Origin of the sequence: Undibacterium sp. (assembly GCF_030683615.1) — a bacterium.
Taxonomy (GTDB): domain Bacteria; phylum Pseudomonadota; class Gammaproteobacteria; order Burkholderiales; family Burkholderiaceae_D; genus Undibacterium; species Undibacterium umbellatum.
Window position 1 is genome coordinate 128001 of sequence record NZ_JAUXQE010000037.1, and the last position, 23640, is coordinate 151640.

Annotated in this window: 25 protein-coding genes; 8 read left to right on the top strand and 17 right to left on the bottom strand. The window is 50.3% G+C overall.

Annotated elements, in window-relative coordinates; translation table 11 throughout:
- Positions 1–45 precede the first annotated feature (45 nt).
- Positions 46–246: a twin transmembrane helix small protein gene (locus Q8K39_RS20160; protein ID WP_186954931.1), complete on the top strand. Its 201-nt coding sequence runs from the start codon at positions 46–48 to the stop codon at positions 244–246.
- Positions 247–353: 107 nt separating this feature from the next.
- Here Q8K39_RS20160 and Q8K39_RS20165 read toward each other — a convergent pair whose 3' ends face one another.
- The 7 genes from Q8K39_RS20165 to Q8K39_RS20195 form a co-directional block, all read right to left on the bottom strand.
- Complete coding sequence (locus Q8K39_RS20165; RefSeq protein WP_305262954.1) at positions 354–1214, bottom strand: cytochrome c oxidase subunit 3; 861 nt, start codon at positions 1212–1214, stop codon at positions 354–356.
- 39 nt (positions 1215–1253) lie between these two features.
- Positions 1254–1469, bottom strand: coding sequence for a DUF2970 domain-containing protein (locus Q8K39_RS20170; RefSeq protein ID WP_110256436.1), 216 nt, complete (start codon positions 1467–1469; stop codon positions 1254–1256).
- On the bottom strand, positions 1466–2053 hold the full coding sequence (locus tag Q8K39_RS20175) for a cytochrome c oxidase assembly protein (protein ID WP_305262956.1): 588 nt from the start codon (positions 2051–2053) through the stop codon (positions 1466–1468). Before Q8K39_RS20175 ends, Q8K39_RS20170 begins: the two co-directional genes overlap by 4 nt.
- A 13-nt stretch (positions 2054–2066) precedes the next feature.
- Positions 2067–2174 carry a cytochrome oxidase small assembly protein gene (locus tag Q8K39_RS20180; protein ID WP_211324343.1) on the bottom strand — a complete coding sequence of 36 codons (108 nt, stop codon included), beginning with the start codon at positions 2172–2174 and terminating at the stop codon, positions 2067–2069.
- 49 nt (positions 2175–2223) lie between these two features.
- The gene (gene ctaD / locus Q8K39_RS20185) at positions 2224–3819 is read right to left on the bottom strand and encodes a cytochrome c oxidase subunit I (RefSeq protein ID WP_186954934.1); all 1596 of its coding nucleotides are present in this window, start codon (positions 3817–3819) and stop codon (positions 2224–2226) included.
- Positions 3820–3843: 24 nt separating this feature from the next.
- A complete protein-coding gene (gene coxB, locus Q8K39_RS20190) occupies positions 3844–5034 on the bottom strand; it encodes a cytochrome c oxidase subunit II (RefSeq protein ID WP_305262959.1) in 1191 nt (396 codons plus the stop codon).
- Positions 5035–5265: 231 nt separating this feature from the next.
- Positions 5266–6180, bottom strand: a complete 915-nt coding sequence (locus Q8K39_RS20195) for a methyltransferase domain-containing protein (protein WP_305262961.1) — start codon at positions 6178–6180, stop codon at positions 5266–5268.
- A gap of 72 nt (positions 6181–6252) precedes the next feature.
- Here Q8K39_RS20195 and Q8K39_RS20200 point away from each other — a divergent pair, with 72 nt between their 5' ends.
- The 3 genes from Q8K39_RS20200 to Q8K39_RS20210 all read left to right on the top strand — a co-directional run bounded on the left by Q8K39_RS20200 (position 6253) and on the right by Q8K39_RS20210 (position 10125).
- Entirely contained in the window at positions 6253–6993 is a 741-nt protein-coding gene (locus Q8K39_RS20200) for a phosphoribosyltransferase family protein (RefSeq protein ID WP_305262963.1), read from the top strand.
- Between the two features lie 9 nt (positions 6994–7002).
- On the top strand, positions 7003–7473 hold the full coding sequence (gene trmL / locus Q8K39_RS20205) for a tRNA (uridine(34)/cytosine(34)/5-carboxymethylaminomethyluridine(34)-2'-O)-methyltransferase TrmL (protein WP_186954938.1): 471 nt from the start codon (positions 7003–7005) through the stop codon (positions 7471–7473).
- Positions 7474–7635: 162 nt separating this feature from the next.
- Positions 7636–10125, top strand: coding sequence for a GGDEF and EAL domain-containing protein (locus tag Q8K39_RS20210; RefSeq protein ID WP_305262966.1), 2490 nt, complete (start codon positions 7636–7638; stop codon positions 10123–10125).
- Positions 10126–10127: 2 nt separating this feature from the next.
- Here Q8K39_RS20210 and rfaE2 read toward each other — a convergent pair whose 3' ends face one another.
- The 8 genes from rfaE2 to Q8K39_RS20250 all read right to left on the bottom strand — a co-directional run bounded on the left by rfaE2 (position 10128) and on the right by Q8K39_RS20250 (position 17926).
- Positions 10128–10607, bottom strand: coding sequence for a D-glycero-beta-D-manno-heptose 1-phosphate adenylyltransferase (gene rfaE2 / locus Q8K39_RS20215; RefSeq protein WP_305262967.1), 480 nt, complete (start codon positions 10605–10607; stop codon positions 10128–10130).
- 336 nt (positions 10608–10943) lie between these two features.
- Entirely contained in the window at positions 10944–11807 is an 864-nt protein-coding gene (locus tag Q8K39_RS20220; RefSeq protein ID WP_186954941.1) for a ferritin-like domain-containing protein, read from the bottom strand.
- 129 nt (positions 11808–11936) lie between these two features.
- Positions 11937–12869, bottom strand: coding sequence for a CysB family HTH-type transcriptional regulator (locus Q8K39_RS20225; protein WP_305262969.1), 933 nt, complete (start codon positions 12867–12869; stop codon positions 11937–11939).
- Positions 12870–12883: 14 nt separating this feature from the next.
- Positions 12884–13948 (bottom strand): sulfate/molybdate ABC transporter ATP-binding protein, encoded by a 1065-nt coding sequence (locus Q8K39_RS20230; RefSeq protein ID WP_305262971.1) that lies wholly within the window; start codon positions 13946–13948, stop codon positions 12884–12886.
- 18 nt (positions 13949–13966) lie between these two features.
- Positions 13967–14872 carry a sulfate ABC transporter permease subunit CysW gene (gene cysW / locus Q8K39_RS20235; RefSeq protein WP_305262973.1) on the bottom strand — a complete coding sequence of 302 codons (906 nt, stop codon included), beginning with the start codon at positions 14870–14872 and terminating at the stop codon, positions 13967–13969.
- Positions 14873–14874: 2 nt separating this feature from the next.
- The gene (gene cysT / locus Q8K39_RS20240; protein WP_305262975.1) at positions 14875–15729 is read right to left on the bottom strand and encodes a sulfate ABC transporter permease subunit CysT; all 855 of its coding nucleotides are present in this window, start codon (positions 15727–15729) and stop codon (positions 14875–14877) included.
- A 308-nt stretch (positions 15730–16037) separates the two neighbouring features.
- The gene (locus tag Q8K39_RS20245) at positions 16038–16883 is read right to left on the bottom strand and encodes an EAL domain-containing protein (protein ID WP_305262977.1); all 846 of its coding nucleotides are present in this window, start codon (positions 16881–16883) and stop codon (positions 16038–16040) included.
- 35 nt (positions 16884–16918) lie between these two features.
- Positions 16919–17926: a sulfate ABC transporter substrate-binding protein gene (locus Q8K39_RS20250; RefSeq protein WP_305262979.1), complete on the bottom strand. Its 1008-nt coding sequence runs from the start codon at positions 17924–17926 to the stop codon at positions 16919–16921.
- A 296-nt stretch (positions 17927–18222) separates the two neighbouring features.
- Between Q8K39_RS20250 and Q8K39_RS20255 the strand changes: the two genes are divergently transcribed.
- Positions 18223–18792 (top strand): glutathione peroxidase, encoded by a 570-nt coding sequence (locus Q8K39_RS20255; RefSeq protein ID WP_305262982.1) that lies wholly within the window; start codon positions 18223–18225, stop codon positions 18790–18792.
- A gap of 19 nt (positions 18793–18811) precedes the next feature.
- On the opposite strand, the gene Q8K39_RS20260 is transcribed toward Q8K39_RS20255, so the two are convergent.
- Entirely contained in the window at positions 18812–19606 is a 795-nt protein-coding gene (locus tag Q8K39_RS20260; protein WP_305262984.1) for an IclR family transcriptional regulator, read from the bottom strand.
- 135 nt (positions 19607–19741) lie between these two features.
- Here Q8K39_RS20260 and Q8K39_RS20265 point away from each other — a divergent pair, with 135 nt between their 5' ends.
- The 3 genes from Q8K39_RS20265 (at position 19742) to Q8K39_RS20275 (ending at position 22817) form a co-directional block, all read left to right on the top strand.
- A complete protein-coding gene (locus Q8K39_RS20265; RefSeq protein ID WP_305262985.1) occupies positions 19742–20704 on the top strand; it encodes an MBL fold metallo-hydrolase in 963 nt (320 codons plus the stop codon).
- A gap of 203 nt (positions 20705–20907) precedes the next feature.
- Positions 20908–22584, top strand: a complete 1677-nt coding sequence (locus Q8K39_RS20270) for an FAD-dependent oxidoreductase (RefSeq protein ID WP_305262986.1) — start codon at positions 20908–20910, stop codon at positions 22582–22584.
- The gene (locus Q8K39_RS20275; protein ID WP_305263164.1) at positions 22584–22817 is read left to right on the top strand and encodes a DUF2783 domain-containing protein; all 234 of its coding nucleotides are present in this window, start codon (positions 22584–22586) and stop codon (positions 22815–22817) included. Before Q8K39_RS20270 ends, Q8K39_RS20275 begins: the two co-directional genes overlap by 1 nt.
- Before the next feature lie 5 nt (positions 22818–22822).
- Here Q8K39_RS20275 and Q8K39_RS20280 read toward each other — a convergent pair whose 3' ends face one another.
- Positions 22823–23443: a TetR/AcrR family transcriptional regulator gene (locus Q8K39_RS20280; protein WP_186954953.1), complete on the bottom strand. Its 621-nt coding sequence runs from the start codon at positions 23441–23443 to the stop codon at positions 22823–22825.
- Between the last annotated feature and the right edge of the window lie 197 nt (positions 23444–23640).

Consider the following 23640-nt stretch of genomic DNA (forward strand, 5'->3'; position numbering starts at 1 on the left):
TACAATGCAGAAATCGATCAATCAAAAGCACCAACAATAAACAGCATGAAAATTCTTGTCGCTATCGCTTTTTTCCTTATTATCTTCAGCATGGGATCAGCCTTGGTCTACTTAATGAAAGACAAGGGAAAAAGCAATCGCACGGTGAAAGCCCTGGCGTTCCGGGTCGGTTTTTCCATTACCCTGTTTTTGCTGATCTTGCTGGCCAATCATTATGGCCTGATTCAGCCTACCGGCATCAGATAGATTTACTGGTAGCGCAATATCTGCAGGGCCAGCCATCCACACACTTTCATATATGTAAAAAAGCCGCACTAACTGTGCGGCTTTTTTCATGCTACTGAAGCTTGCTATTACAGCCAGTAGACAACAACGTACAGACCCAGCCAGACCACGTCAACAAAGTGCCAGTACCAGGCAGCGCCTTCAAATGCGAAGTGATGCTCTGCGGTGAAATGGCCTTTCATGAGACGATACAAAACAACCGACAACATGATCGCACCCATGGTCACATGGAAACCATGGAAACCGGTCAGCATGAAGAAAGTCGAACCATAGATACCAGAAGTCAATTTCAGGTTCAATTCGCTATAGGCATGCATGTACTCATAGACCTGGAAGCCCATGAACACAGCTCCTAGCAAGACTGTAGCAAACAACCAGAATGCGGTCTTGGCACGCTGACCTTCACGCAGAGCGTGATGAGAAATCGTCAGCGTCACACCAGAAGTCAGCAACAAGGCAGTGTTGATGGTAGGAATAGGGAAAGGCCCCATGGTTCTGAAGGCTTCCACTGTACCAGCCGGGCCAACGTTACCCCAAGTGGCAGCAAAATCAGGCCACAAGACTTTGTGATCCAGATCAGCCAGCCAGGGCATGCTGATGGCGCGTGCATAGAACAATGCACCAAAGAAAGCAGCAAAGAACATCACTTCAGAGAAGATGAACCAGCTCATGCTCCAACGGAAAGAGACGTCGATACGGGCGCTGTACTTGCCGCCTTCAGACTCAGCAATGGCGTCACCAAACCATTTATACAAAACCACCAGGGTCAGGATGATACCGGCAAAATTCAGGTAGGAACCCCAGGCCAGTCCATTCACCCAGGCAGAAGCGCCTATCATGGTCAGCAATAAGGTGGTGCCACCGAGTACCGGCCATTTGGATGGGCCAGGCACAAAATAGTATGGCGCATTAGCGTGTTGAGAACTCATTTCCATCTCCCGATGCAATTTAATGTACTACTTGAATTATTATTTCGCGACTACATGTTTGACTATCATGATCAGCACCGAGATGAAAATCAGTGCGCCTATGATGCCAGCAATAATCACATGAACAGGATTCAACTGTGCTGCATCCTGCTCGTAATCATTTTTCTTGCGTATTCCCAAAAATGACCAGAATACGGCTTTCATTGTTGCCAAAAACGAAGCCTTACGCTTACTTGCTTCTTTCAAATCTGTCATGACTTACCCGACTCTTTACTGGCAGCAGCTTGAGACTTGCCACCCACTTCAAAGAAAGTATAAGACAAGGTAATCGTCTTAACGTCTTTCGGCAAGGCCGGATCCAGATAAAACATCACTGGCATTTGGCGTGCTTCATTCGGTTCCAGGGTCTGTTGCTTGAAACAAAAGCATTCCATTTTCTTGAAGTAGCTGGCAGCCTGTTGTGGAGCATAGCTAGGAATCGCCTGCGCATCCATTTTATAAGACTGCTTGTTGACTACTTCATAAACGATTTGTGTCATTTCACCGGGATGCACTTTCATGCTCGCCACGGTAGGACGAAAACGCCACGGGCCTTGCGTGTTTGCATCAAATTCAACCGTCACTACACGACTTCTGTCGATCTGGGAGTTGGATAGCTCTTCGACTGAAATATCCTTGGGTGTCAGAATATTCACACCTGTCAACTCACATATCTGTTTGTAGATGGGTACCAAGGCGTAACCGAATCCAAACATCAAAACAGTAATCACCAGCAACTTGCCCATCATGTTCGCGTTCAGTTTGCGCTTATTGCCTGCACCCTGCTCTTCTTGCGACATTTTTTACACCTTTTCAGCGTAACCAGGTTTGCTTGATGAAGACACCAGCAAAAAACACCAGTGCGACAGAAAACAAGATAATGGCTGTTTTGAAGTTATTCGGTTTGTTTTGCTTACTCATTTTTTGTCTTGCCCCGGCAAAACCGGGGCGAGCCTAAGCCGTACTACTATTATTTGAATACTGGTGGTTCTTCAAAAGTATGGAAAGGAGCAGGGCTAGGCACTGTCCATTCCAGGCCTTCAGCACCATCCCATGGTTTTGCAGGTGCTGGCTTGCCGCCTTTGATGGACGGGATCACCACAGCCAGGATGAAGTACACCTGCATCAAACCAAAACCAAACGCACCGATCGTGGCAATCTGATTAAAATCAGTAAACTGCGCAGGGTAGTCGGCATAACGACGTGGCATGCCAGCCAGACCCAGGAAGTGCATAGGGAAGAAGGTGATGTTAAACAAAATCAGCGAACCCCAGAAGTGAATCTGGCCGCGTGTTTCGTTGTACATGAAACCTGTCCATTTTGGACCCCAGTAGTAGAAACCGGCGAACAGTGCAAACAGGGAACCTGCCACCAATACATAGTGGAAGTGAGCAACCACGTAGTAAGTATCCTGCAACTGGATATCAATTGGTGTTACCGCCAGGATCAGGCCTGTGAAACCACCCATGGTGAACACGAAGATAAAGCCAACTGCAAACAACATAGGCGTCTCGAAAGTCATCGAGCCTTTCCACATTGTCGCTACCCAGTTAAACACTTTCACGCCAGTAGGTACCGAGATCAGCATGGTGGCATACATGAAGAACAACTGTGCCGTGACTGGCATACCGGTTGTAAACATGTGATGTGCCCAAACGATGAAGGACAGGATCGCGATGGATGCTGTTGCATACACCATCGATGCATATCCAAACAAGGGCTTGCGGGAGAACGCAGGAACAATCTGGGAAACAATACCAAACGCTGGCAAAATCATGATGTACACCTCTGGATGTCCGAAGAACCAGAAAATGTGTTGATACATGACAGGATCACCACCGCCTGCAGCATTGAAGAAGGAAGTACCGAAGTGACGGTCAGTCAGCGTCATGGTGATCGCACCAGCCAGAACCGGCATAACAGCGATCAGTAGGTAAGCGGTAATCAGCCAGGTCCAGCAGAACATCGGCATCTTCATCAAAGTCATGCCAGGAGCGCGCATGTTCAGGATGGTCGTGATGATGTTGATGGAACCCATGATGGATGACGCACCCATGATGTGGACAGCGAAAATCGCCATATCCATACCAGGGCCCATTTGCGTGGACAATGGTGCGTACAGTGTCCAGCCAGCAGCAGTGGCGCCGCCAGGTACCCAGAAGGAACCCATCAGCAACAGCGCTGCCGGAGGCATCAGCCAGAACGAGAAGTTGTTCATGCGGGCAAATGCCATATCGGATGCACCGATTTGCAGAGGAACCATCCAGTTAGCAAAGCCAACGAAAGCCGGCATGATGGCGCCGAAAACCATGATCAGACCATGCATGGTCGTCAACTGGTTGAAAAACTCCGGTTGCATGAGTTGCAGACCAGGCTGGAACAATTCACTACGAATGCCCAGAGCCATGACACCACCGGCCAGCAACATCGTGAATGCGAACCACAGATACAGACTACCAATATCTTTATGGTTGGTGGCAAATAACCAGCGCTGCCAACCATGTGGATGGTCATGCGCGTGGTCGTGAGAGTGATCGTGAGCGTGATCAGCTGAGGTAGTGCTCATCTTTTCTCCTGTTCTTCCTGTTTATTACTTGCGCGCAGCCAAAACTTCAGCCGGTTGGACGATGTTTTCAGCAGCCTTGTTAGACCAGCTATTGCGTGTGTAGGTAATGACTGCCGCAATTTCTGTGTCAGACAAAACACCTTTCCATGCAGGCATGCCTGGTGCTTTACCATTCAACAAGATATTGATCTGAGGTGCTTTTGGACCAGTTACCATGGCAGAAGCATCCAGCGCAGGGAATGCACCGGGCACACCCTTACCAGTTGCCTGGTGACAGGCTACGCAGTGTTGAGTGTAAACTTTTTCACCGCGTTGTTTCAACTCATCCACAGTCCAGACCTTGCTAGGATCGTCTGCCTTGGCAGCCATTTCCTTCTTCTTGCCATCTACCCATTTTTTGTAGTCTGCATCAGAGACGACAGTAACAACGATAGGCATGAAGGCATGTTCTTTACCGCACAGCTCTACGCACTGACCACGGTAAGTACCGATTTTCTCAGCCTTGAACCAGGTATCGCGTACGAAACCAGGAATCGCATCCTGTTTCACGCCGAAAGCCGGAACAGTCCAGCCATGGATAACGTCATTGGCAGTCGTGATCACGCGGATTTTCTTGTTGACCGGAACCACAACTTCATTGTCAACTTCAATCAGGTAGTTGTCGCCGCGTTTTTCTGTTGGCTCTACACCAGGCGCACCAACTTGTGTGCGTGGTGTGGAAAGGGTGGACAGGAAGGAAATGCCTTCGCCCTCACCCTTGAGGTAATCGTAGCCCCATTTCCATTGCATGCCAGTGGCTTTAATGGTGATGTCGGCATTCGAGGTATCTTTCATCGCCACAACAGTTTTTGTTGCTGGCAAGGCCATGACGATAACAATGATAAACGGTACGACTGTCCAGGCGATTTCTACCGCTGTACTTTCATGGAACGTCGCAGGCTTGTGACCTACAGATTTGCGGTGTTTCAGTATGGAGTAAAACATCACGCCGAAAACTGCCACAAAAATGACCAGACAGATAACCAGCATCAGGTTATGAATGGAATAAATTTGCTCCGCAATTTGTGTAACAGGTGGTTGCAGATTCAACTGCTTTATCGCCGGACCGCCCTTCATATCTACAGCTGGTCCATTGACCACCGCCCACGTTGGCAAACTTGCAGCCAAGAGCGAGGCACCCAGCATGAACGACTTTAATCGCTTAGCATGTTTCATGTCTTTCCCCAAAACCCGATTAGAATTCTTTTAACAGAGCGCCAAGGACACAGATCTAAAAATCACAAATGCGTACCGGCAACGTCCACAACTGCGAGAGTATAAGGCGTAAAGCTGGGTGATATCAAGCAGAATACATTTCTTCCAGCCATGATCTGGCTCAAATGTCACAAAGATTTATGCGGTGATTTTGCAGTTTTTGCGCATTTTTTGATTCGGGCTTGATCTGGATTAAGAAGACTTTTTAGGCAAATCAAAGCGAACTATGGATTCACCAGCCGCAGTTTTTCGGTTAACCGGACGGAAGGCATGACCATAAACCACTTCCAGAGTCAGTGTCAGGCGACCATCTGCATTTCTGTTTTTCTCGAGTGCCACCAGCAATCGCTCATAGGCTTTGCGGCCCAGCAAACCTTGTTGGCGTGTCATCAGGGGGTTACCACCGAGTGCACGTACATCTTCCAGTAGTTTTTCAGGCTCGCCATAGGTCAGGGTGATTTTTTCCATATCCATAACGGGTGTTGAAAAGCCTGCATTAACCAGCATATCGCCAAAATCATGCATATCGACAAAGGGCAACACATGCGGCAAATCATCGACATCAGCAAAGGCTCGCCGCAATTCCATCATGGTATCAGGGCCAAAGCAGGAAAACATCAGCAAGCCCTCAGTCCGTAACACCCTGCGCCATTCAGCAAACACCAGGTCGGGCTGGGGATGCCAGTGCAGGGCCAGATTTGACCAGATCAGATCGACAGATGAATTCGCCATGGGCAAACGGGCAAAATCGGCACATAGCAAATGCTGCCCACCATCCTGGCGCAAGGCTGCGGGCGTCCACTTTGCCAACAAGCGTCCCATAGCGCTTTTTGCTGCCAGTTGCTTGTCCCTGCCTGCCGTCAACATGGACAAAGAGGCATCAACACCGTAAGCCTGGGCTGAAGGATAGTTTTTTTGCAACTCTGCTATATCATCCGTCTCGCCGCAACCAGCATCCAGAAAGCCAGTGGGCTCGATTTTGACCAGTTCCAGCTTTTCACGCATGCGCGTGGCAATTTCACGACGCAAAAAGTCGGAAGCACGGATTTTTTCAGCGTCGGCAAACAGGCGGCGTACCAATTGCAAACTGATGGGGGCACTCAACATAGGCAAAATTGCAAGAAACTGCGATTATAAGTTAAGCTGGCAGTTTACACTGATGTGCCCACGCTTTAGCCAATGATCACAGATAAACTCAAACAAGCCTGGCAAAATTCTATTGCGGCCCTGATACCCAATTCGTGTGCCCTCTGCCATCTTGACAGCAGCGATGTGGTTTGTAGCGCGTGTCAACTAGCCTATTTCCAGACTGAGCAACATAGGTGTCTGCAATGCGCCCTGCCCTTGCCGCCTGCCAGCGCCAGCCCGCGTTGTGGTGATTGCCTGAGTAATCCGCCTGCTTTTGACAGAACCGTGACTGTTTGTGATTACGCAGCGCCACAAGACCAACTGGTGCTGTCTCTCAAGTTTGGCCATCAACTGGCCCTGGCACCGTGGTTTGCCCGTATGCTCAGGGATAGCATCTTGCAGCAGCAAGGCAGTGAACTACCGGATTTGCTTTGTGCCGTGCCTCTGGGGGCCAAGCGATTGGCTGAGCGCGGTTTTAACCAGGCCTGGGAAATCACTCGCACGCTCACCAAACACCTGGGAGTTCCTGGCGATGTACACATTTTGCAACGCAGTCGGGAAACCGCCATGCAAAGTGGCCTGCCAACGGCAGCCAGGGCCCGCAATGTCAAGCACGCCTTCTGCCTTTGTCAACATGACATGGACAGTGTCAGAGATTTGCACCTGGGCATCGTTGACGATGTGATGACTACTGGCATGACCATGCATGAAATCGCTACAATGCTGAAGCGACACGGCGCAGCCAAAGTGACTGCTTATGTTTTCGCCCGCACTCTCCCCCACATTCATTAAGGAATCACCTTGTTTCACGTTGTCTTGGTCGAACCAGAAATACCGCCAAATACTGGCAATATCATCCGTCTGTGTGCCAATACGGGTGTACAACTGCACCTGATAGAACCCTTGGGCTTTCCACTGGACGACTCCAAAATGAAGCGCGCGGGTCTTGATTATCATGACTATGCGAGCATGAAGGTGCATAAAAACTGGGCAGTTTTTTGTGCCAGTGAGCAACCCGATACCGGCCGCATGTTTGCCATGACCACTCATGGCTCCACGCCTTTTGCGTCTATGGCTTTTCAGCCTGGGGACTACTTTGTATTTGGTGCAGAAACCCGCGGCCTGGCACCTGAATTGCGTGAATCCTTCCCCGCCAGCCAGCGCATACGCCTGCCAATGAGGCCAGACAACCGCAGCCTGAACTTGTCGAATACCGTTGCCGTCGTCGTCTATGAGGCCTGGCGGCAACATGGTTACGCAGGCGGCAACTGAAGTGCGGCATTGACATTTTCATTGCTGCACAGCAATTATCCTATTTACCACAAGGTATTTGAAAATTTGCTGCACTTTATGAAAAATCCTTTAGCATGGTCACTTGAGACAATATCCAGACAGCCGCTACTACTGTGATTGCCCCCAGGCCAGGACCAGAACGTGCAAAACCCAGTAATTGAGCAATTCGAAGATGACCTTCAGCAGCTACGGCATCTGATAGATGCTTTACCTGTCTGCATTTCTTATGTAGATGCAGACTACCGCTATCAATTCATTAACCAGATGTATCACCACTGGTTTGGTATCCCCAGTTCTGCCATTATCAATAAGCATATGGCTGAAGTGATAGGCGATGCAGCTTTTCAACATATCCGCCCCAAAGTCGAGCTAGCCCTGAGTGGAAAATCCGTGACTTATGAAGCCACGGTCCCCTATCTGCATGGTGGCACTCGCAATATTTCTGCTCAGCTATTACCCGTCTTTGACCTCAATGGCAAAGTCAGGGGCTGCTATGCAATGATCGTTGATATCAGCCACAACAAACAAAGTGAAGAACAACTGCATCTGCACGAAGAACGGTGGCAACTGGCGCTGGAAGGTGCGGGCGATGGTGTCTGGGACTGGTATCCACAAACTGGCATAGAAATATTGTCAGACCGCCTGCGCGAAATCTATGGTTACGAAAAGGATGAGATAGAAGACTTGTCTGAAGAACTCGACAAGCGCACTCATCCAGACGACCTGAAGCAGATGTATCAGGACAGGCAAGACCATTTTGATGGCAAGACGGCGATCTACATCAATGAGCATCGAGTGCAATGCAAGGATGGCCGCTGGAAATGGATACTGACACGCGGCACCGTCATACAACGCGATGCCGAGGGCAGACCAACCCGCGTGGTCGGCACCCACACTGACATTTCAGAAAGAAAGCAGGCTGAAAGTGCGTTGCGTGAAAGTGAAGAGCGCCTGCGCATGGCGCTGTCTGCTACCCATCAGGGTTTGTATGATTTGAATGTACAAACCGGAGATGCCATCGTCAATCCGGAATATGCGCTTATGCTGGGCTATGCACATGACAGTTTTCAAGAGAATAAAAAGAACTGGGCAGCCAGGGTACATCCTGACGATTTCCCCATAGCTGCCCGCGCTTTCACGGAGCATCTGGAAGGCAAGACCAATGAATATCGCGTCGAATTCCGGCAAAAAAAAGCCAGTGGAGAATGGGGCTGGATACTATCAGTCGGTGCTGTCGTCGAATGGGATAGAGATGGTCGCCCACAACGCATGCTCGGTACAGTACTCGACATCACCGAAAAGAAAAAAACCGAAGCTCTGGTCTGGCAGCAGGCGAATATTGATACTCTGACCGGTTTGCCTAACCGTCGCATGTTTTATGACAGGCTGGACCACGATATCAAGCGCAGCAAGCGTCATCATCTGGCTTTGGCGGTACTGTTCATCGATCTGGATTTTTTCAAGGAAGTGAATGACACCCTGGGCCATGCAACCGGCGATGCTTTACTGATAGAAGCGGCACACCGCCTGCGCCACTGCGTCAGGGAAAGTGATACCGTGGCACGCCTGGGCGGTGATGAGTTTACCGTCTCACTACCGGAGATGCATGAGCAAAACCGTGCAGAGACGATAGCGCAAAACATCATACGCAGCATGTCCAAGCCCTTCCAGCTGGCTGGTGAAGAAATCTATTTATCTGCCAGCGTGGGCATTACCATTTATCCGCGTGATGCGGACAATCTGGATGACCTGATCAAGCATGCAGACCAGGCAATGTATGCGGCCAAAGCTCAAGGCAGGAATCGCTTCAGTTACTTCACTCCTGGACTGCAAACAGCGGCGCTGACACGTCTGCGCCTGACCAATGATTTGCGTGCCGCCATTGCCGACAACAGCCTGCGCGTCTATTTTCAGCCCATCGTCGATATTCATACAGGAAGAATACAGAAAGCTGAAGCCCTGGTGCGCTGGCCCCATGCGCAACTGGGCTTCGTCAGCCCTATGGAATTCATCCCAATTGCCGAGACCAGCGGTTTGATCGTCGCCATTGGGGATCTGGTTTTCCGCGAAGCAGTGAGCTGGGTCAAGAAGTGGCGTGAACTGTATCATCCAGACTTCCAGATCAGTGTCAACCAGTCGCCCATGGAGTTCCAGGGCGACCAGGAACGCTATGTTAACTGGATACATCATCTGGCATTGCAAAACCTGCCAGGCCAGGCAATTACCGTAGAGATCACCGAGGGATTGTTACTTGATGCCAGCCAGAAAATTGCCAGCAAGCTTTTGCAATTCCGCGATGCCGGGATACAGGTTGCGCTCGATGATTTCGGTACCGGTTATTCTTCACTTTCCTATCTGAAGAAATTTGATATCGATTATCTCAAGATAGACCAATCCTTCATCCGCAACCTGGCATCTGATAAAAGTGATATCGCACTGTCTGAAGCCATCATCATGATGGCGCACAAACTGGATTTGAAGGTCGTGGCCGAAGGGGTGGAAACCCAGCAGCAGCATGACTTGCTGAAGCAGGCAGGCTGCGATTTTGCGCAAGGTTATCTATTCTCGAAACCCGTGCCACCAGAAGAATTTGAAATCCTGCTACAGCAACAAAACAACTCATCCGCCTAAACTTAGCTACCTGAACGTACCTTGGCCAGCAATTTGCTAGTCGAGCGGTCATGTTCAAAATCGATCGCCGCCACCGTACCACCGTAAGCCAGCACGGCCTGGCCTTCAGGGATAGACGTCATATCGTAATCGCCACCTTTGACATATACATCCGGGTGCGCTGCCAGCACGGCTTGCAAGGCGGTGTCTTCATCAAACTCCACTACCAGGCTAACTGCTTCCAGCGCTGCCAGCACAGCCATGCGATCCTCACAGGCATTAAGCGGCCTGTCATCGCCCTTGCCCAGGCGCTTGACCGAAGCATCGGTATTCACTGCGACCACCAGCGAAGCCCCAAATTCACGCGCATCAGCAAGGTAGCTGACATGACCTCGATGCAGGATGTCGAACACGCCGTTGGTCATGACCACGGGCTTGGGAAGTGCTCGTACGCGTTCAGCTAGCTCGCTGCGGGTGGTTAATTTTTTTTCGAATTCTGGCATAGGAAATTTTGTGGGTATTTTACGAAAACCACTCACCACAGAGGCACAGAGACACAGAGAAAAGCATAGAGAAAACCGAAATCGTAATTTGTTGTAGGTTGAGCCGGGCCTCGCTAGGCTACGCTTCATCAGCCCAACACTCGGCGAATAAACAACGCATACGCTTATCAAAGGCACGGTGTTGGGTTGGTAAAACGTAGCCCAACCTACGGAAAAACATACGAATTTCCTCTGTGCCCCCTCTGTGTCTCCGTGCCTCTGTGTTGAGAGGTCTTGATTGTACAAATAAAAAAAGCCGCTAATAAATAGCGGCAATTGTACAGGTTCAGACCAGGCTTATGCAGCACTAGGCATGCTGCCAGGCAGAATAACCAGCCTTTGTGCGACTTCCTTGCGATAGCGGTTCAAGTCTTGCACAGTTTCAAAAGTGCGTTCAAACAGCAGAGACATATTGTGCAAGATACGGTCAACGACTTTCTTTTCCCATACGCCATCAAACTTGATCTGGCCATCCAGCCAGCGTTCCAGCCAGTCCGGATCGGGCAGGCGTGACTGTATGGTATCGTTCGGGAACAACGCCTGATTGACATGCAGGTTGGTCGGGTGCAGCGGCTTTTCCGTACGTCTGGCGGATGCCATCAGGACACCAATTTTGGAAAATGCAGCGCGGGCCACATCGCCAGCTTCTGTCAGGGATTTTTTCATGTAGCGCAGATAAGCACCGCCATGGCGTGCCTCATCCTGGCTGATGATTTTGTATATATGTTTGATCACAGGCTCGGTATGCCAGTCAGAGGCGCAGCGATACCAGTGGTTCAGGCGGATTTCACCACAGAAGTGCAACATCAGTGTTTCCAGCGGAGGTGCTGGATCAAACTCGAAGCGTACATTGTCGAGCTCTTTTTCCGTCGGCACCAACTCAGGATGGAAGCGGCGCAAGTATTCCATCAAGACTAAGGAATGCTTTTGCTCTTCAAAAAACCAGATGGACATGAAGGCGCAAAAGTCACTGTCTCCACGATTATCACGCAAGAACATTTCGGTCGCTGGCAGGGCAGACCATTCAGTGATGGCATTCATCTTGATGGTTTGCGCCTGCTCTGGTGTCAATTTGCTGGCGTCATACTTATCCCAGGGGATGTCGGACTCCATATTCCAGCGTACTTGCTCCAAAGACTTAAACAATTCAGGGTAAAGCATGGTCAACCTCTGATAAAAATTGCGGAAATTAGAATAATTTGCCTAATTTTACCAGAGAGATGTGACGCCTTCACGACAGCGCCTGAATTGCTTAAAATTTAGGCTGCAACGCAACAAAAATATGAATTTTTAAACTACTTCGTTTTCACTAACCGCCTGCCTGACCTCATCCCTATCAAGGTTTGGTGCAAACTGCTGTATAAATTCATAAGTATAAGCACGCAGATAAGCACCACGGCGCACTGCCAGACGCGTGACATTCGATGCAAACAAATGGCTGGCTGAAATAGTTCTCAGACCATGTGCACGTTGCACTTCAATTGCCATCGACGCCACCAGGCCCACACCCAGACCCAGTGCCACATATTGCTGGATAACGTCAGAATCCATGGCGGTCAGCACGATATCCGTGCGCAAACCAGCAAGACGGAAAGCATCATCAATATGACCACGGCCAGTGAAGCCTACATCATAGGTAATCAATGGATAAGTCGACAAGTCTTCCAGTGTCAATTCTTCTTTTTCCAGCAAAGGATGGCCTTCAGGGACGACGACAACGTGATTCCATTCATAGCAGGCGAAAGATGCCAGGTCCTTGAACTGCGACAGACCTTCGGTAGCGATACCGATATCAGCCTTGCCGGACAATACCCATTCGGCAATATGTTCAGGGGAACTTTGTTGCAAGGCGATGCGAACCTCCGGGAAAGCCTGGCGGAAACCCTGCACTACCTTGGGCAAGACATAACGCGCCTGGGTATGAGTAGTGGCTATCGTCAAGGTGCCTTTGGATTGATCGGAATAATCTTCACCAGCCTGGCGCAGGTTTTCTGCCTCCAGCAATAATCTTTCTATGATGGGCAGAATATCCTTGCCCGGCTCACTCAGGCCGGTCAGGCGTTTTCCATTACGCTCGAAAATATCGACGCCCAATTCTTCTTCCAGTTCACGTATCTGGCGACTGACACCTGGTTGGGATGTGAACAAGACATTTGCCACTTCGGTCAGGTTATAACCGCGGCGTGACGCTTCACGGATGGAGCGTAGTTGTTGGAAATTCATAGTAAACCTTATTCTTATTGGGAATCGACGAAGACATGCAGACGCTTGGGTCGCACTACCAGGGCTTCGCCAACTTTGAGCTTCAATAGTTCATAGCGTTCGGTAGAAATCATGGCTTCAACCAGTTCGCCGTTGTCATCTCTTTCCAGTTCCAGCTGGGCCAGTGGGCCTATACTGTGGACGCGGCGCAGTTGTACATTGAGGCCTGTGGCACCGGGGGAATAACGGTCTATCTCCAGCTCATGTGGACGCACATAACCAGTACCAAAAGCATCACGGGTTTCAGCATGACCAGGTGCCTCAAAAGGCACACCATCTGCATCGAGTATGCCTTCATGGATGCGACCACGGAACAGGTTCACATTACCGAGGAAGCCATACACAAAAGGCGTAGCCGGATGCTGGTATACCTCGGCCGGCGCACCAACCTGTTCAACCTTGCCGTGGTTCATGAGGACAATTTTGTCTGCCACTTCCAGCGCTTCTTCCTGATCATGCGTGACAAAAATACTGGTGACATGCAATTCATCATGCAGACGACGCAACCAGCGGCGCAATTCCTTGCGTACCTTGGCATCAAGTGCCCCGAAAGGCTCATCCAGCAAGAGCACACGCGGTTCCACTGCCAAAGCTCGCGCCAGTGCGATACGCTGACGCTGGCCGCCAGATAATTGCGGTGGATAGCGGTCAGCCAGCCAGTCCAGTTGCACCAGTTCCAGCAACTTGGTGACTTTCTCCTTGATCTCGCTTTCGGACGGGCGCAGATGACGCGGTTTGACGCGCAAACCGAAAGCGATGTTTTCAAATATCGTCATATGCTTGAACAAAGCATAGTGCTGGAATACAAAGCCAACCTGGCGTTCACGCACATGCTGGGAAGAAGCATCTTGCCCGTCCAGTAAAACCTGGCCGCTGTCGGCATATTCCAGCCCGGCGATAATCCGCAGCAGAGTGGTCTTGCCGCAGCCTGATGGTCCCAATAAAGCGGTCAATTCACCATTCGGAAAATCCAGCGAGACATTATCCAGTGCAGTGAAACTGCCAAAGCGTTTTTGTAATTGATTAACAGCGATACTCACGATAAACCCCTTCTCTCTTTATTCTTGTGTTACTTGGCGGTTTTCATTGGTACGCCATTCGACTAATGTTTTAAGCGCGAGTGTCAGCAAGGCCAGCAAGGTCAGCAATGAAGCGACAGCAAAAGCGGCAGTGAAGTTGTACTCGTTATATAAAATCTCGACCTGCAGCGGCATGGTATTGGTCTCACCACGGATATGGCCAGACACCACAGACACAGCACCAAACTCGCCCATGGCACGCGCATTACAGAGGATCACGCCATACAACAAACCCCATTTGATATTTGGCAGGGTGACATACCAGAAAGTCTTCCAGCCTGATGCGCCGAGCACTAAAGCAGCCTCTTCTTCTTCACTGCCCTGTGCCTGCATTAGCGGTATCAGTTCACGCGCAACGAAGGGGAAAGTCACGAAGATGGTCGCCAGCACGATACCTGGCACAGCAAACAAAATCTTGATGTCATGTTCACGCAACCATTCACCAAACCAACCCTGGGCACCGAACAGCAAGACATAGATCAGGCCAGAAATAACCGGTGACACCGAGAACGGCAAATCGATCAATGTCAGCAAAACATTCTTGCCACGGAACTCAAACTTGGCGATAGCCCATGCTGCAGCCACACCAAATACCAGGTTCAAAGGCACGGATATGGCAGCGGCAATCAGGGTCAGTTTGATGGCCGACAAGGCATCTGCTTCTATGATGGCCGCCAGATAAACTTCCCAGCCTTTTTTCAATGCCTCAGAAAAAACGGCTGCCAGTGGTACAAATAAAAACAGGGTCAAAAAAGCCAGTGCTATCGTAGTCAAGACTATGCGTACCCATAGCGGCTCCAGCGTTGCTGCCGGGGTAATCACTGGCTCATGCCTGCGGGTAGCGAATGGTGCCTTGACAGGCGTAGTGATGGTGGCGCTCGTCATGATCAATCCCTCCCTGCATTTTGGCGGCTGCGCGTCCAGGCTTGCAGGGCATTGATCGCCAGCAGCAGGCTAAATGACAGTAGAAGCATGACCACGGCAATCGCCGTCGCCCCGGCATAATCATATTGTTCGAGTTTGGTGATCATGAAAAGCGGTGTAATTTCAGAAATCATGGGCATGTTGCCAGCGATAAAGATCACTGAACCATATTCGCCAGTGGCGCGGGCAAAGGCCAGTGCAAAACCTGTCAGCAAGGCGGGCAAGATGCTGGGCAAGATCACCCTCAAGAAAGTTTGCAGATGGCTGGCACCGAGGCTGACTGCCGCTTCTTCCAGTTCTTTCTCGGCTTCTTCCAATACAGGCTGGACCGTGCGCACCACAAAAGGCAGGCCGATGAATGTCAGCGCAATCAAAATACCTAATGGTGTATAGGCGACCTTGATGCCCAGCGGTGTCAGCAATTTACCTATCCAGCCATTCGGTGCATAAAGAGTTGCCAGGGTAATGCCCGCTACAGCAGTAGGCAGGGCAAACGGCAAATCCACCAGCGCATCGATCAGTCGTTTGCCAGGGAACTTGTAGCGCACCAATACCCAGGCAACGATGCCGCCAAAGAAGACATTGATCAGGGCAGCCAGCAGGGATGCGCCAAAAGTCAGGCGGTAAGAAGCCATCACACGGTCAGAAGTCACGGTATTCCAGAACGCTTCCCAGGTCATGGTGAAAGTTTTCAGGAACACGGCAGAAAGCGGTATCAGGACGATCAAGCCCAGATAAAACACCGTAAAACCCAAAGACAAGTGAAAGCCGGGTATCACCCGTCTTGCCTTTTTATTTGATCCTGGAAACTGCGCCATGCTTAGCCTTTATTACAGATATGACTATCGATGAGCAATCTTCCCAGTATTTCGTTATATAGAAAACGAATTTTTTCTTATGCTTAAATACGTTTTTCGCATATGGATTGCTATATAAAAAAGCAAATATAGGCAAGAATTATAAAAACATCAATGAATGAGTGATCAGTTTATTCATTTCTTCACCAAACACTGAGGGCAAACATGCATCTGGCCCCTTATGCGCGATCAGCATAAGAGGCCAGATAATGAGATCAACAGGTGAATAAGGTATGTATTCTGGCTTGGCCTGCCCAATTGAGCGGAATTCAAGCCAGCTTGAATTCTTCCCGATAGTCAAAGACCAGGTGACCTTCATCCAGGCTCAGCAACGCTGCCTTGGGCAAATCAAATAAAAAGCCCTGCAACAAATACGGGCTGGCAGTCTGATGTGCCAGGCGCAATGCCTCTAAGCGTTTCTGGTTTTCTATACGGCGGAAGATGATATGACACTGAGCGCGGTCAGCCTGCTCAAGCAAGCGCACCTGTGCCTGATCATCGTTGGCCAGGCTGATATCCACCTTGATGGAAGCCGGGCGTATGCGCTCCAGCAAGTCTGCCGCCTGCTCCAGGCTGGCAGCATGCAAGCCTATGCGGAAACCATTGCGCCGGTAATTCTCGGCAACATGCGTCAACACCCAGCGCTGGCTGGGCGTTATTTGCGGCAACTGCAAGATAATATCCGCGTGTGGCAACTCCAGTACATCAAGGATGCGGCGAAACGCCATACCATGATTGCCTTCTACCGCAGCCAGTAAGCGACTATGCACACTGAGGTATAAATCCAGCTTGGCACTTTCTGGCTGCCGGTAAAAGTTCAGGGTATGCAAGAGCCGGCACAATCTATCCAACTCAACCGACTCATCATCATTGGCGGCATTTTCCAGCAGCTTCCATATATTCAGCCCCTGGTCGTCACTGGCATAACTGCGCGCATACGCCTCATAGGCTGCAACGCGGCCATCGTCACCTGCCCGTATGGCCTGGAAGGCGCTGGTCAGGGTGGAATTAAAATAACGTCCACGCGCACGCCCTTGTTCATCCAGCCACAAGTTGGTGGTGGCCAGCGTACTTTGCAGACGACTCAAGTAGTTTTGCAATGCGGGATAATGCATTTCTGCCTCAGCTCCAAATTTTTTATAAACGAAGCTTATTTTTTGCCTGGTTGATAAATCTGGTCGAAAATACCACCATCAGCAAAATGCACTTTTTGCGCCTTGGTCCAGCCACCGAAAGCTTCATCGATAGTGAACAGTTTCACTTTAGGGTATTGCGCCGCGTATTTCTTCGAGGCTTTTTCTGTCGTCGGACGGTAGTAATGTTTGGCGATAATATCCTGACCTTCGTCGGTGTACAGGAAGTTCAGATAAGCTTCTGCCACCTTGCGGGTGCCCTTGCGATCTGCCACTTTATCGACCACGGCAACCGAAGGTTCAGCCAGGATACTGGTGGATGGCGCAACAATCTCGACCTTGTCCGGGCCAAGTTCTTTAATAGCCAGCAAGGCTTCGTTTTCCCAGGCCAGCAAGACATCACCTATGCCACGCTCAACAAAGGTAGTGGTTGCACCCCGCGCACCTGAATCCAGTACGGGGACGTTTTTATATAGCTTGGATAAAAATTCTTTTGCCGTGGCTTCGCTACCGCCTGGTAATTTCAGGGCATAGCCCCAGGCTGCCAGATGATTCCAGCGTGCGCCGCCAGAAGTTTTGGGATTGGGTGTAATCACGGCAACGCCAGGTTTGACGATATCACCCCAGTCCTTGATGCCTTTGGGATTACCCTTGCGCACCAGGAATACAATCGTCGAAGAATATGGTGAGGCATTGTGTGGCAAACGCTTTTGCCAGGCTTTGTCGACCAGGCCTTTTTCTGCAAGGGCATCGGTGTCATAGGCCAGTGCCAGGGTGGCTACGTCTGCATCCAGTCCATCTATGATGGCACGCGCCTGCTTGCCAGAGCCGCCATGGGATTGCTTGATAGTGACATTGTCACCGGTTTTGGCTTTCCATTGCTTGGCAAAAGCTTGGTTCACATCCTGATATAACTCACGGGTAGGGTCATAGGAAACATTGAGCAGGCTGATATCCGCTGCCATTGCGACAGACGAAAAAGCCGTGGCAAAGCTTGCTGCAAGAATAAGTTTTTTGATCATCATCTCTAGTCCTGGTAAGTAATAATTTTTATGAGGAGTACAGGATAAAACGGTCCCATATAAATTAAAACGAAGTGTTTCGATGTTTTATATGCGATTTAGGCATATAGGGATGTAGATACCCTAAAACCAGAGTCTCACAACAGAGGTATTCGATGTCAATATAGTACGATTTCCATCACGCTGTCGGTTTATCGACAGAAGCGCGCTGTCTGTGCTCAACTTAATCAGTTAGCCTTCAATCCACATATTTCCTCAAGACTGCGCTAAGATGACATCCTCTTCTTTTGGAGTTAACCATGCTGCGACGCACACCAATACAAGCTGCTCTTTTTCTGAGTTTGATCACTTGCTCCTTGGGAGCATGGGCAGATACCGGTGATGCCTGCCCGGCCGTGCTGAACCATAAATTCAAGCGTCTGCAAGATGAAACGCCGCAAGATCTTTGCCAGTACAAGGGCAAGGTTGCACTGGTCGTCAATACTGCGAGTTATTGCGGGTTCACCAAGCAGTACGAAGGCCTGGAAGCCATGTACGCCAAATACAATGACAAGGGTCTGGTGGTACTGGGTTTCCCATCCAATGATTTTGGCAAGCAGGAGCCAGGCAATGACAAGCAAATTGCCGACTTTTGCTTTAATACCTATGGCGTGAAGTTCCCCATGTTCAGCAAATCTGCAGTCAGGGGCAAGGATGTGAATCCTATGTACGCGCAGATGATCAAGGCAACGGGCACGACACCGAAATGGAATTTTTACAAATATCTGATAGACCGCAAAGGCAATGTCGTGGCTGCCTATTCCAGCTACACAACTCCAGATGACAAGAAACTGGTGGCAGACGTAGAGAAAGCCCTGGCAGCGCAATAAAGTATAAAGCTTTCATCTTCTACGGCTTGGGCATATGACCCAGCTGACGCGACAAGGAACTGGCACTGGCTCGCAAAGCCTGTGCCAGTTCGCCATTCCAGTCGGTATCAAAACTGCCCTTGGGGCCAGTAGCTGTAATCACCAGACTTAAGGTGCAGGCATGGTTGAATACCGGCGCGCTGAGGGCATTAATGCCCGGTATGGGCAGGCCCTGTGCCCTCGCCAGACCCTGCACACGTACTTCTGCCAGTACGCTGGCAATATCCCTGCTTGTCAACTGTACACCCGCCTGCCCTATCACCAATTCATCTTTGACTTCCCTGGCGATCACCTTGTCGACTAGCGCTTGTGGCAAGAAGGCAGAAAACACTAGTCCCGTTGCAGTACCCAGCATGGACATGACAGAGCCCGCATGCATATTCACATGGATGGGGCGGCTTGATTCTGCGATATACACCACGGTAGGGCCATGGCTGCCCCACACCGCCAGCGCGATGGTTTGATCTGTGGTTGCTGCGAGGCGGGTAATCTCAGGTATTGCCAGTTTGACGGGTGACATTTGCTGCAGGCTGACCAAGCCCATTTGCAAGGCAAAGGGGCCCAGCTGGTAAGCACCAGTCGCCGCATCCTGTTCCACCAGACCGAGTTTGCCAAAACTGACCAGATAGGCGTGAGCCTTCGAAGCAGGCATGCCGCTCTCACGAGCCAGATCCCCCAAGGACATGGCACGGCCAGAACTGACCAAGGCATTCAGGATCAGGCCGCCGACTTCTATTGCACCTATGCCACGTCTTTCCTTGCTTTTGTCTGTCATGGCTGCCTCTTGTTCAATATGAATTAATTTTACTATTAACAAATGCATTTACAAATAACGAATTAATGCTTATTCTTGTTTTCTGTTGCATGCTTCAAATTTAAGCATGTACTGCACTGATTAAAGGATGTTGTCATGACTACCAAGCAATTTGCCTCACACGCTGACCTGGAAGAAAAGAAAGTCAGCTTCCAGCAATTATCCGAACATGCCTACGCCTATACCGCTGAGGGTGACCCGAATACTGGCATCATCATTGGCGACGATGCCGTCATGGTCATCGATACTCAGGCCACGCCCATCATGGCGCAGGATGTGGTGCGTCGCATCCGTGAAGTCACTGACAAACCGATCAAGTATGTGGTGATGTCACACTACCACGCGGTTCGCGTACTTGGTGCCAGTGGCTATGTGGCTGAAGGATTGGAACATATTATTGCCAGCCGCGATACTTTCGACCTGATTGTCGAACGTGGTGATGCGGATATGAAGAGTGAAATAGGCCGCTTCCCGCGCCTGTTCCGTAATGTTGAAAGCGTGCCTGGCCTGACCTGGCCGACGATTACCTTCAAGGGTGAAATGTCGATCTGGCTGGGCAAGCTGGAGGTAAAGCTCATGCAGGTGGGTCGTGGTCATACCAAGGGGGACACCATCGTCTGGCTGCCACAGGAAAAAGTTTTGTTCTCTGGTGACCTGGTTGAATTTGGCGCGACACCGTATGCGGGCGATGCCTATTATTCAGACTGGCCGCAAACCCTGAGTAATCTGGAAGCGATGAAAGCCGAGAAACTGGTGCCTGGCCGTGGTACTGCCCTGACTACGCCAGAACTGGTGGCGGCAGGTCTCAGCGAAACCCGTTCTTTCATCAGCGATTTATTCACCAGCGTCAAAGCGGGGCAGCAACAACAGCATGACCTCAATACCATCTACAAGAATACTTACGCCGCTTTGAAACCCAAGTATGGTCACTGGGTGATCTTTGACCATTGCCTGCCGTTTGATGTGACAAGGGCTTTTGATGAAGCATCTGGGCACGTTGATCCGCGGGTGTGGACGGCGGAGCGGGATGTGGAGATGTGGAAGAGTTTGGAGGGTTAGTATTAAGAGCGTCAAGACCTCTCAACCCAGAGACACGGAGGGAGGAAAGACTGCTTGCAGGCAGACTTCGTTACGCAGGCGAGCGGCATGCCGCTCGAATTCCCTGCTACACCACAGCGAAAAACAAGAGAAATTCTTTTGCTGTCATGAACCTTCAAATATCTCTGGGTCTTTCGCTTTAATCGCGCCGCAGGAGCCGCATTTTGCTTAGCACTTATCAATATCAAAAATTCCCTTTCGTGACTCCACCGGAGTTGAAGACCAAGGAAGTTACACGCCGCAAAGTTATTATTGTCGGTGCTGGCCCTGTTGGTCTGGCTGCGGCGATAGATTGCAAGTTGCAGGGGCTGGATGTACTGGTGCTGGATGACGATGATACGGTATCGGTAGGTTCACGCGGCTTGTGCTATGCCAAGCGCACGCTGGAGATACTTGACAGACTGGGCGTCGCAGCGGCGGTACGTAACAAGGGCGTAGAGTGGAATGTAGGGCGTACTTTTTTTCGCAAGGAAGAAGTATTCAATTTTAATCTCTTGCCTGCGCCGGATCACAAGCATCCGGGCATGGTGAATTTGCAGCAATACTATCTGGAAGAATTTCTGGTTCGGCGTGCCGTCGAGTTAGGGGTTGAGTTACGCTGGAATCACCGTGTCACCGCGATTGAGCAAGGCGAAGAATTTTCGACTTTGCAAATAGTGACACCAGAAGGTGATTATAGCTTGCAAGCCGACTGGCTGATCGCCTGCGATGGTGCGCGCAGCCCCTTGCGCCAGATGCTGGGGCTGGAAGTCGAAGGCAAGGTTTTCATGGACCGTTTCCTGATTGCCGATGTCGTCATGAAGGCTGACTTTCCGGCTGAACGCTGGTTCTGGTTTGATCCGCCTTTTCATCCGAATCAATCCGTGCTGCTGCACCGAGAAGCAGACAATGTCTGGCGCATCGATTTTCAACTGGGCTGGGATGCCGACCCGGTGGAAGAACGCAAACCCGAAAAAGTGATGCCGCGCATCAAGGCCATGCTCGGCGATGACAGGGAGTTTGAGCTCGAATGGGTCAGTGTCTACACCTTCCAGTGCAGGCGCATGGAAAAGTTCCGCCATGGCCGCGTGTTGTTTGCTGGCGATGCTGCCCATCAGGTGTCACCCTTCGGCGCGCGTGGTGCCAATTCCGGCATACAGGATGCGGATAATCTGGTGTGGAAATTGAAGCTCGTCGTTGATGGCAAGGCACCAGCCAAATTGCTGGACACTTATTCAGATGAACGCGTATTTGCAGCCGATGAGAATCTGCTGAACTCGACACGCTCTACTGATTTCATCACGCCTAAAAGTGCGATCAGCAAGTGCTTTCGCAATGCAGTGTTGAGTCTGGCGCAAGAACATGCGTTTGCCCGCAAGCTGGTGAATTCAGGGCGACTATCTGTGCCGTCAACTTTATCAACTACTATTTTACACACACCAGACCACGCCAGCTTTGATACTGCCCTACAAATTGGCGCACCATTTGAAGATGGGCCAGTCAGTACTCAAAGTGGAACAGGTTTCCTGATCGATTACTTGCAGCCTGTTTTTCATGGCCTGTATTTCTGTGATGCCGTATCTGACATACCAGCTGCACATCTGGCTGCGATAAAGGCCTTGGAAAAGGAAGTGATCCCAGTAGCCACACTCATCATTAGCAAACAGGAAGTTGAGCTTGATGGTCACCTGTGCCTGACTGATACCAAGGGCTTGCTGCACCAGCGCTATGGCGCAGAAAATGGCAGCTATCACTTGTTAAGGCCAGATCAACATCTGACCGCACGCTGGCAGAAATTTGAATTGAATCACATCCTTCGTGCATTACAAACTGCATGCGGCAATTCATCAGGAGTGGCATGATGCCTTTGAACCTGCAAGCGAATTTCCATTACCCCGACAAATCTGCGCAGCGCGATTACAGCGCTGGTGACGATTTTTATCAGCTATTGATAGACTCCCATCGCGAGCTTAGTGATGAAGCCAGTGCGGCCCTGAATGCCAGACTGATCTTGCTATTGGCAAATCACATCGGCGACGTCAGCATCTTGCAGGAAGCCTTGCGCCTTTCAAAAGAAAACAATTCATCAAGCTGACTGCTTTAGGTTTTTCTCGCATCATTTGACAAAAAACCACCTATGGTTGCATGTACCATGGCATCGACTATCTGTTCATGTGTCAGGCGCTTGTCGCGCATGAGAAATTCCATGGTCGGGTCACAAGCGCGTGAATACAGGGTATAGACCAGCACATCATCCGGCACCAGCGGCGTCAATGCGCCCTGCTCTCTGGCTTGCGCCACCAGCGCATAAAAACGTTTATTGACTCGCAGGGCCACCATCACATAATCGAGATTCAGCATCAGGCTGCGCTGCAAGGCCAGGCTGGTGGACGGCAGGTGTGGCACGCCCCCCTGCAGGCGCAAGCGCAAGGACCAGGCCAGGATGTGCCTGATCTTGTCTATCGCTGGCATGTCGACCGCCAAGGTATCCAGTTCAGCCTGGGTTGCTTTCAGCAGCCGCGTCATGGCCGCACCCGCCAGCTTTTCCTTGGATGAAAAATGCTTGTACAGGCTGCCCTTGGCTATGCCCACCGCATCGGCGACATCATCCATGGTCATCAAGTCATAACCTTTTTCTGATAAAAGGCGATTGACAGCATCAATGATGGCTTCTTCACGCGCATCAAACTGTTGTTTTTTAAAAGGAATACGGATTTCCATTATTTTTCCTGCACAAATAAAAACTTTGTAGTATATTTTGTGACTGATGAGTCACAAAATGAAATTGACGGTCATATTTTAACCCAAGACGACATTTTTACCAGGTAAATTATTGAGCGAAGCACATTGAGTGTGGCTAATCGATAAGGCGCATAAATCCAATAAGCCCTAATTTGCGTATCTATAGATGTGCATGG

Coding starts and splice junctions, on each gene's coding strand:
- Q8K39_RS20225 (WP_305262969.1), bottom strand. CDS start 12,869: ATGAATTTCCAACAACTACGCTCCATCCGTGAAGCGTCACGCCGCGGT.
- Q8K39_RS20245 (WP_305262977.1), bottom strand. CDS start 16,883: ATGCATTATCCCGCATTGCAAAACTACTTGAGTCGTCTGCAAAGTACG.
- Q8K39_RS20165 (WP_305262954.1), bottom strand. CDS start 1,214: ATGAGTTCTCAACACGCTAATGCGCCATACTATTTTGTGCCTGGCCCA.
- coxB (WP_305262959.1), bottom strand. CDS start 5,034: ATGAAACATGCTAAGCGATTAAAGTCGTTCATGCTGGGTGCCTCGCTC.
- Q8K39_RS20180 (WP_211324343.1), bottom strand. CDS start 2,174: ATGAGTAAGCAAAACAAACCGAATAACTTCAAAACAGCCATTATCTTG.
- Q8K39_RS20160 (WP_186954931.1), top strand. CDS start 46: ATGAAAATTCTTGTCGCTATCGCTTTTTTCCTTATTATCTTCAGCATG.
- Q8K39_RS20175 (WP_305262956.1), bottom strand. CDS start 2,053: ATGTCGCAAGAAGAGCAGGGTGCAGGCAATAAGCGCAAACTGAACGCG.
- Q8K39_RS20200 (WP_305262963.1), top strand. CDS start 6,253: ATGATCACAGATAAACTCAAACAAGCCTGGCAAAATTCTATTGCGGCC.
- Q8K39_RS20265 (WP_305262985.1), top strand. CDS start 19,742: ATGACTACCAAGCAATTTGCCTCACACGCTGACCTGGAAGAAAAGAAA.
- ctaD (WP_186954934.1), bottom strand. CDS start 3,819: ATGAGCACTACCTCAGCTGATCACGCTCACGATCACTCTCACGACCAC.
- Q8K39_RS20280 (WP_186954953.1), bottom strand. CDS start 23,443: ATGGAAATCCGTATTCCTTTTAAAAAACAACAGTTTGATGCGCGTGAA.
- Q8K39_RS20220 (WP_186954941.1), bottom strand. CDS start 11,807: ATGCTTTACCCTGAATTGTTTAAGTCTTTGGAGCAAGTACGCTGGAAT.
- Q8K39_RS20170 (WP_110256436.1), bottom strand. CDS start 1,469: ATGACAGATTTGAAAGAAGCAAGTAAGCGTAAGGCTTCGTTTTTGGCA.
- cysT (WP_305262975.1), bottom strand. CDS start 15,729: ATGGCGCAGTTTCCAGGATCAAATAAAAAGGCAAGACGGGTGATACCC.
- cysW (WP_305262973.1), bottom strand. CDS start 14,872: ATGACGAGCGCCACCATCACTACGCCTGTCAAGGCACCATTCGCTACC.
- Q8K39_RS20250 (WP_305262979.1), bottom strand. CDS start 17,926: ATGATGATCAAAAAACTTATTCTTGCAGCAAGCTTTGCCACGGCTTTT.
- Q8K39_RS20275 (WP_305263164.1), top strand. CDS start 22,584: ATGCCTTTGAACCTGCAAGCGAATTTCCATTACCCCGACAAATCTGCG.
- Q8K39_RS20260 (WP_305262984.1), bottom strand. CDS start 19,606: ATGACAGACAAAAGCAAGGAAAGACGTGGCATAGGTGCAATAGAAGTC.
- Q8K39_RS20195 (WP_305262961.1), bottom strand. CDS start 6,180: ATGTTGAGTGCCCCCATCAGTTTGCAATTGGTACGCCGCCTGTTTGCC.
- rfaE2 (WP_305262967.1), bottom strand. CDS start 10,607: ATGCCAGAATTCGAAAAAAAATTAACCACCCGCAGCGAGCTAGCTGAA.
- Q8K39_RS20255 (WP_305262982.1), top strand. CDS start 18,223: ATGCTGCGACGCACACCAATACAAGCTGCTCTTTTTCTGAGTTTGATC.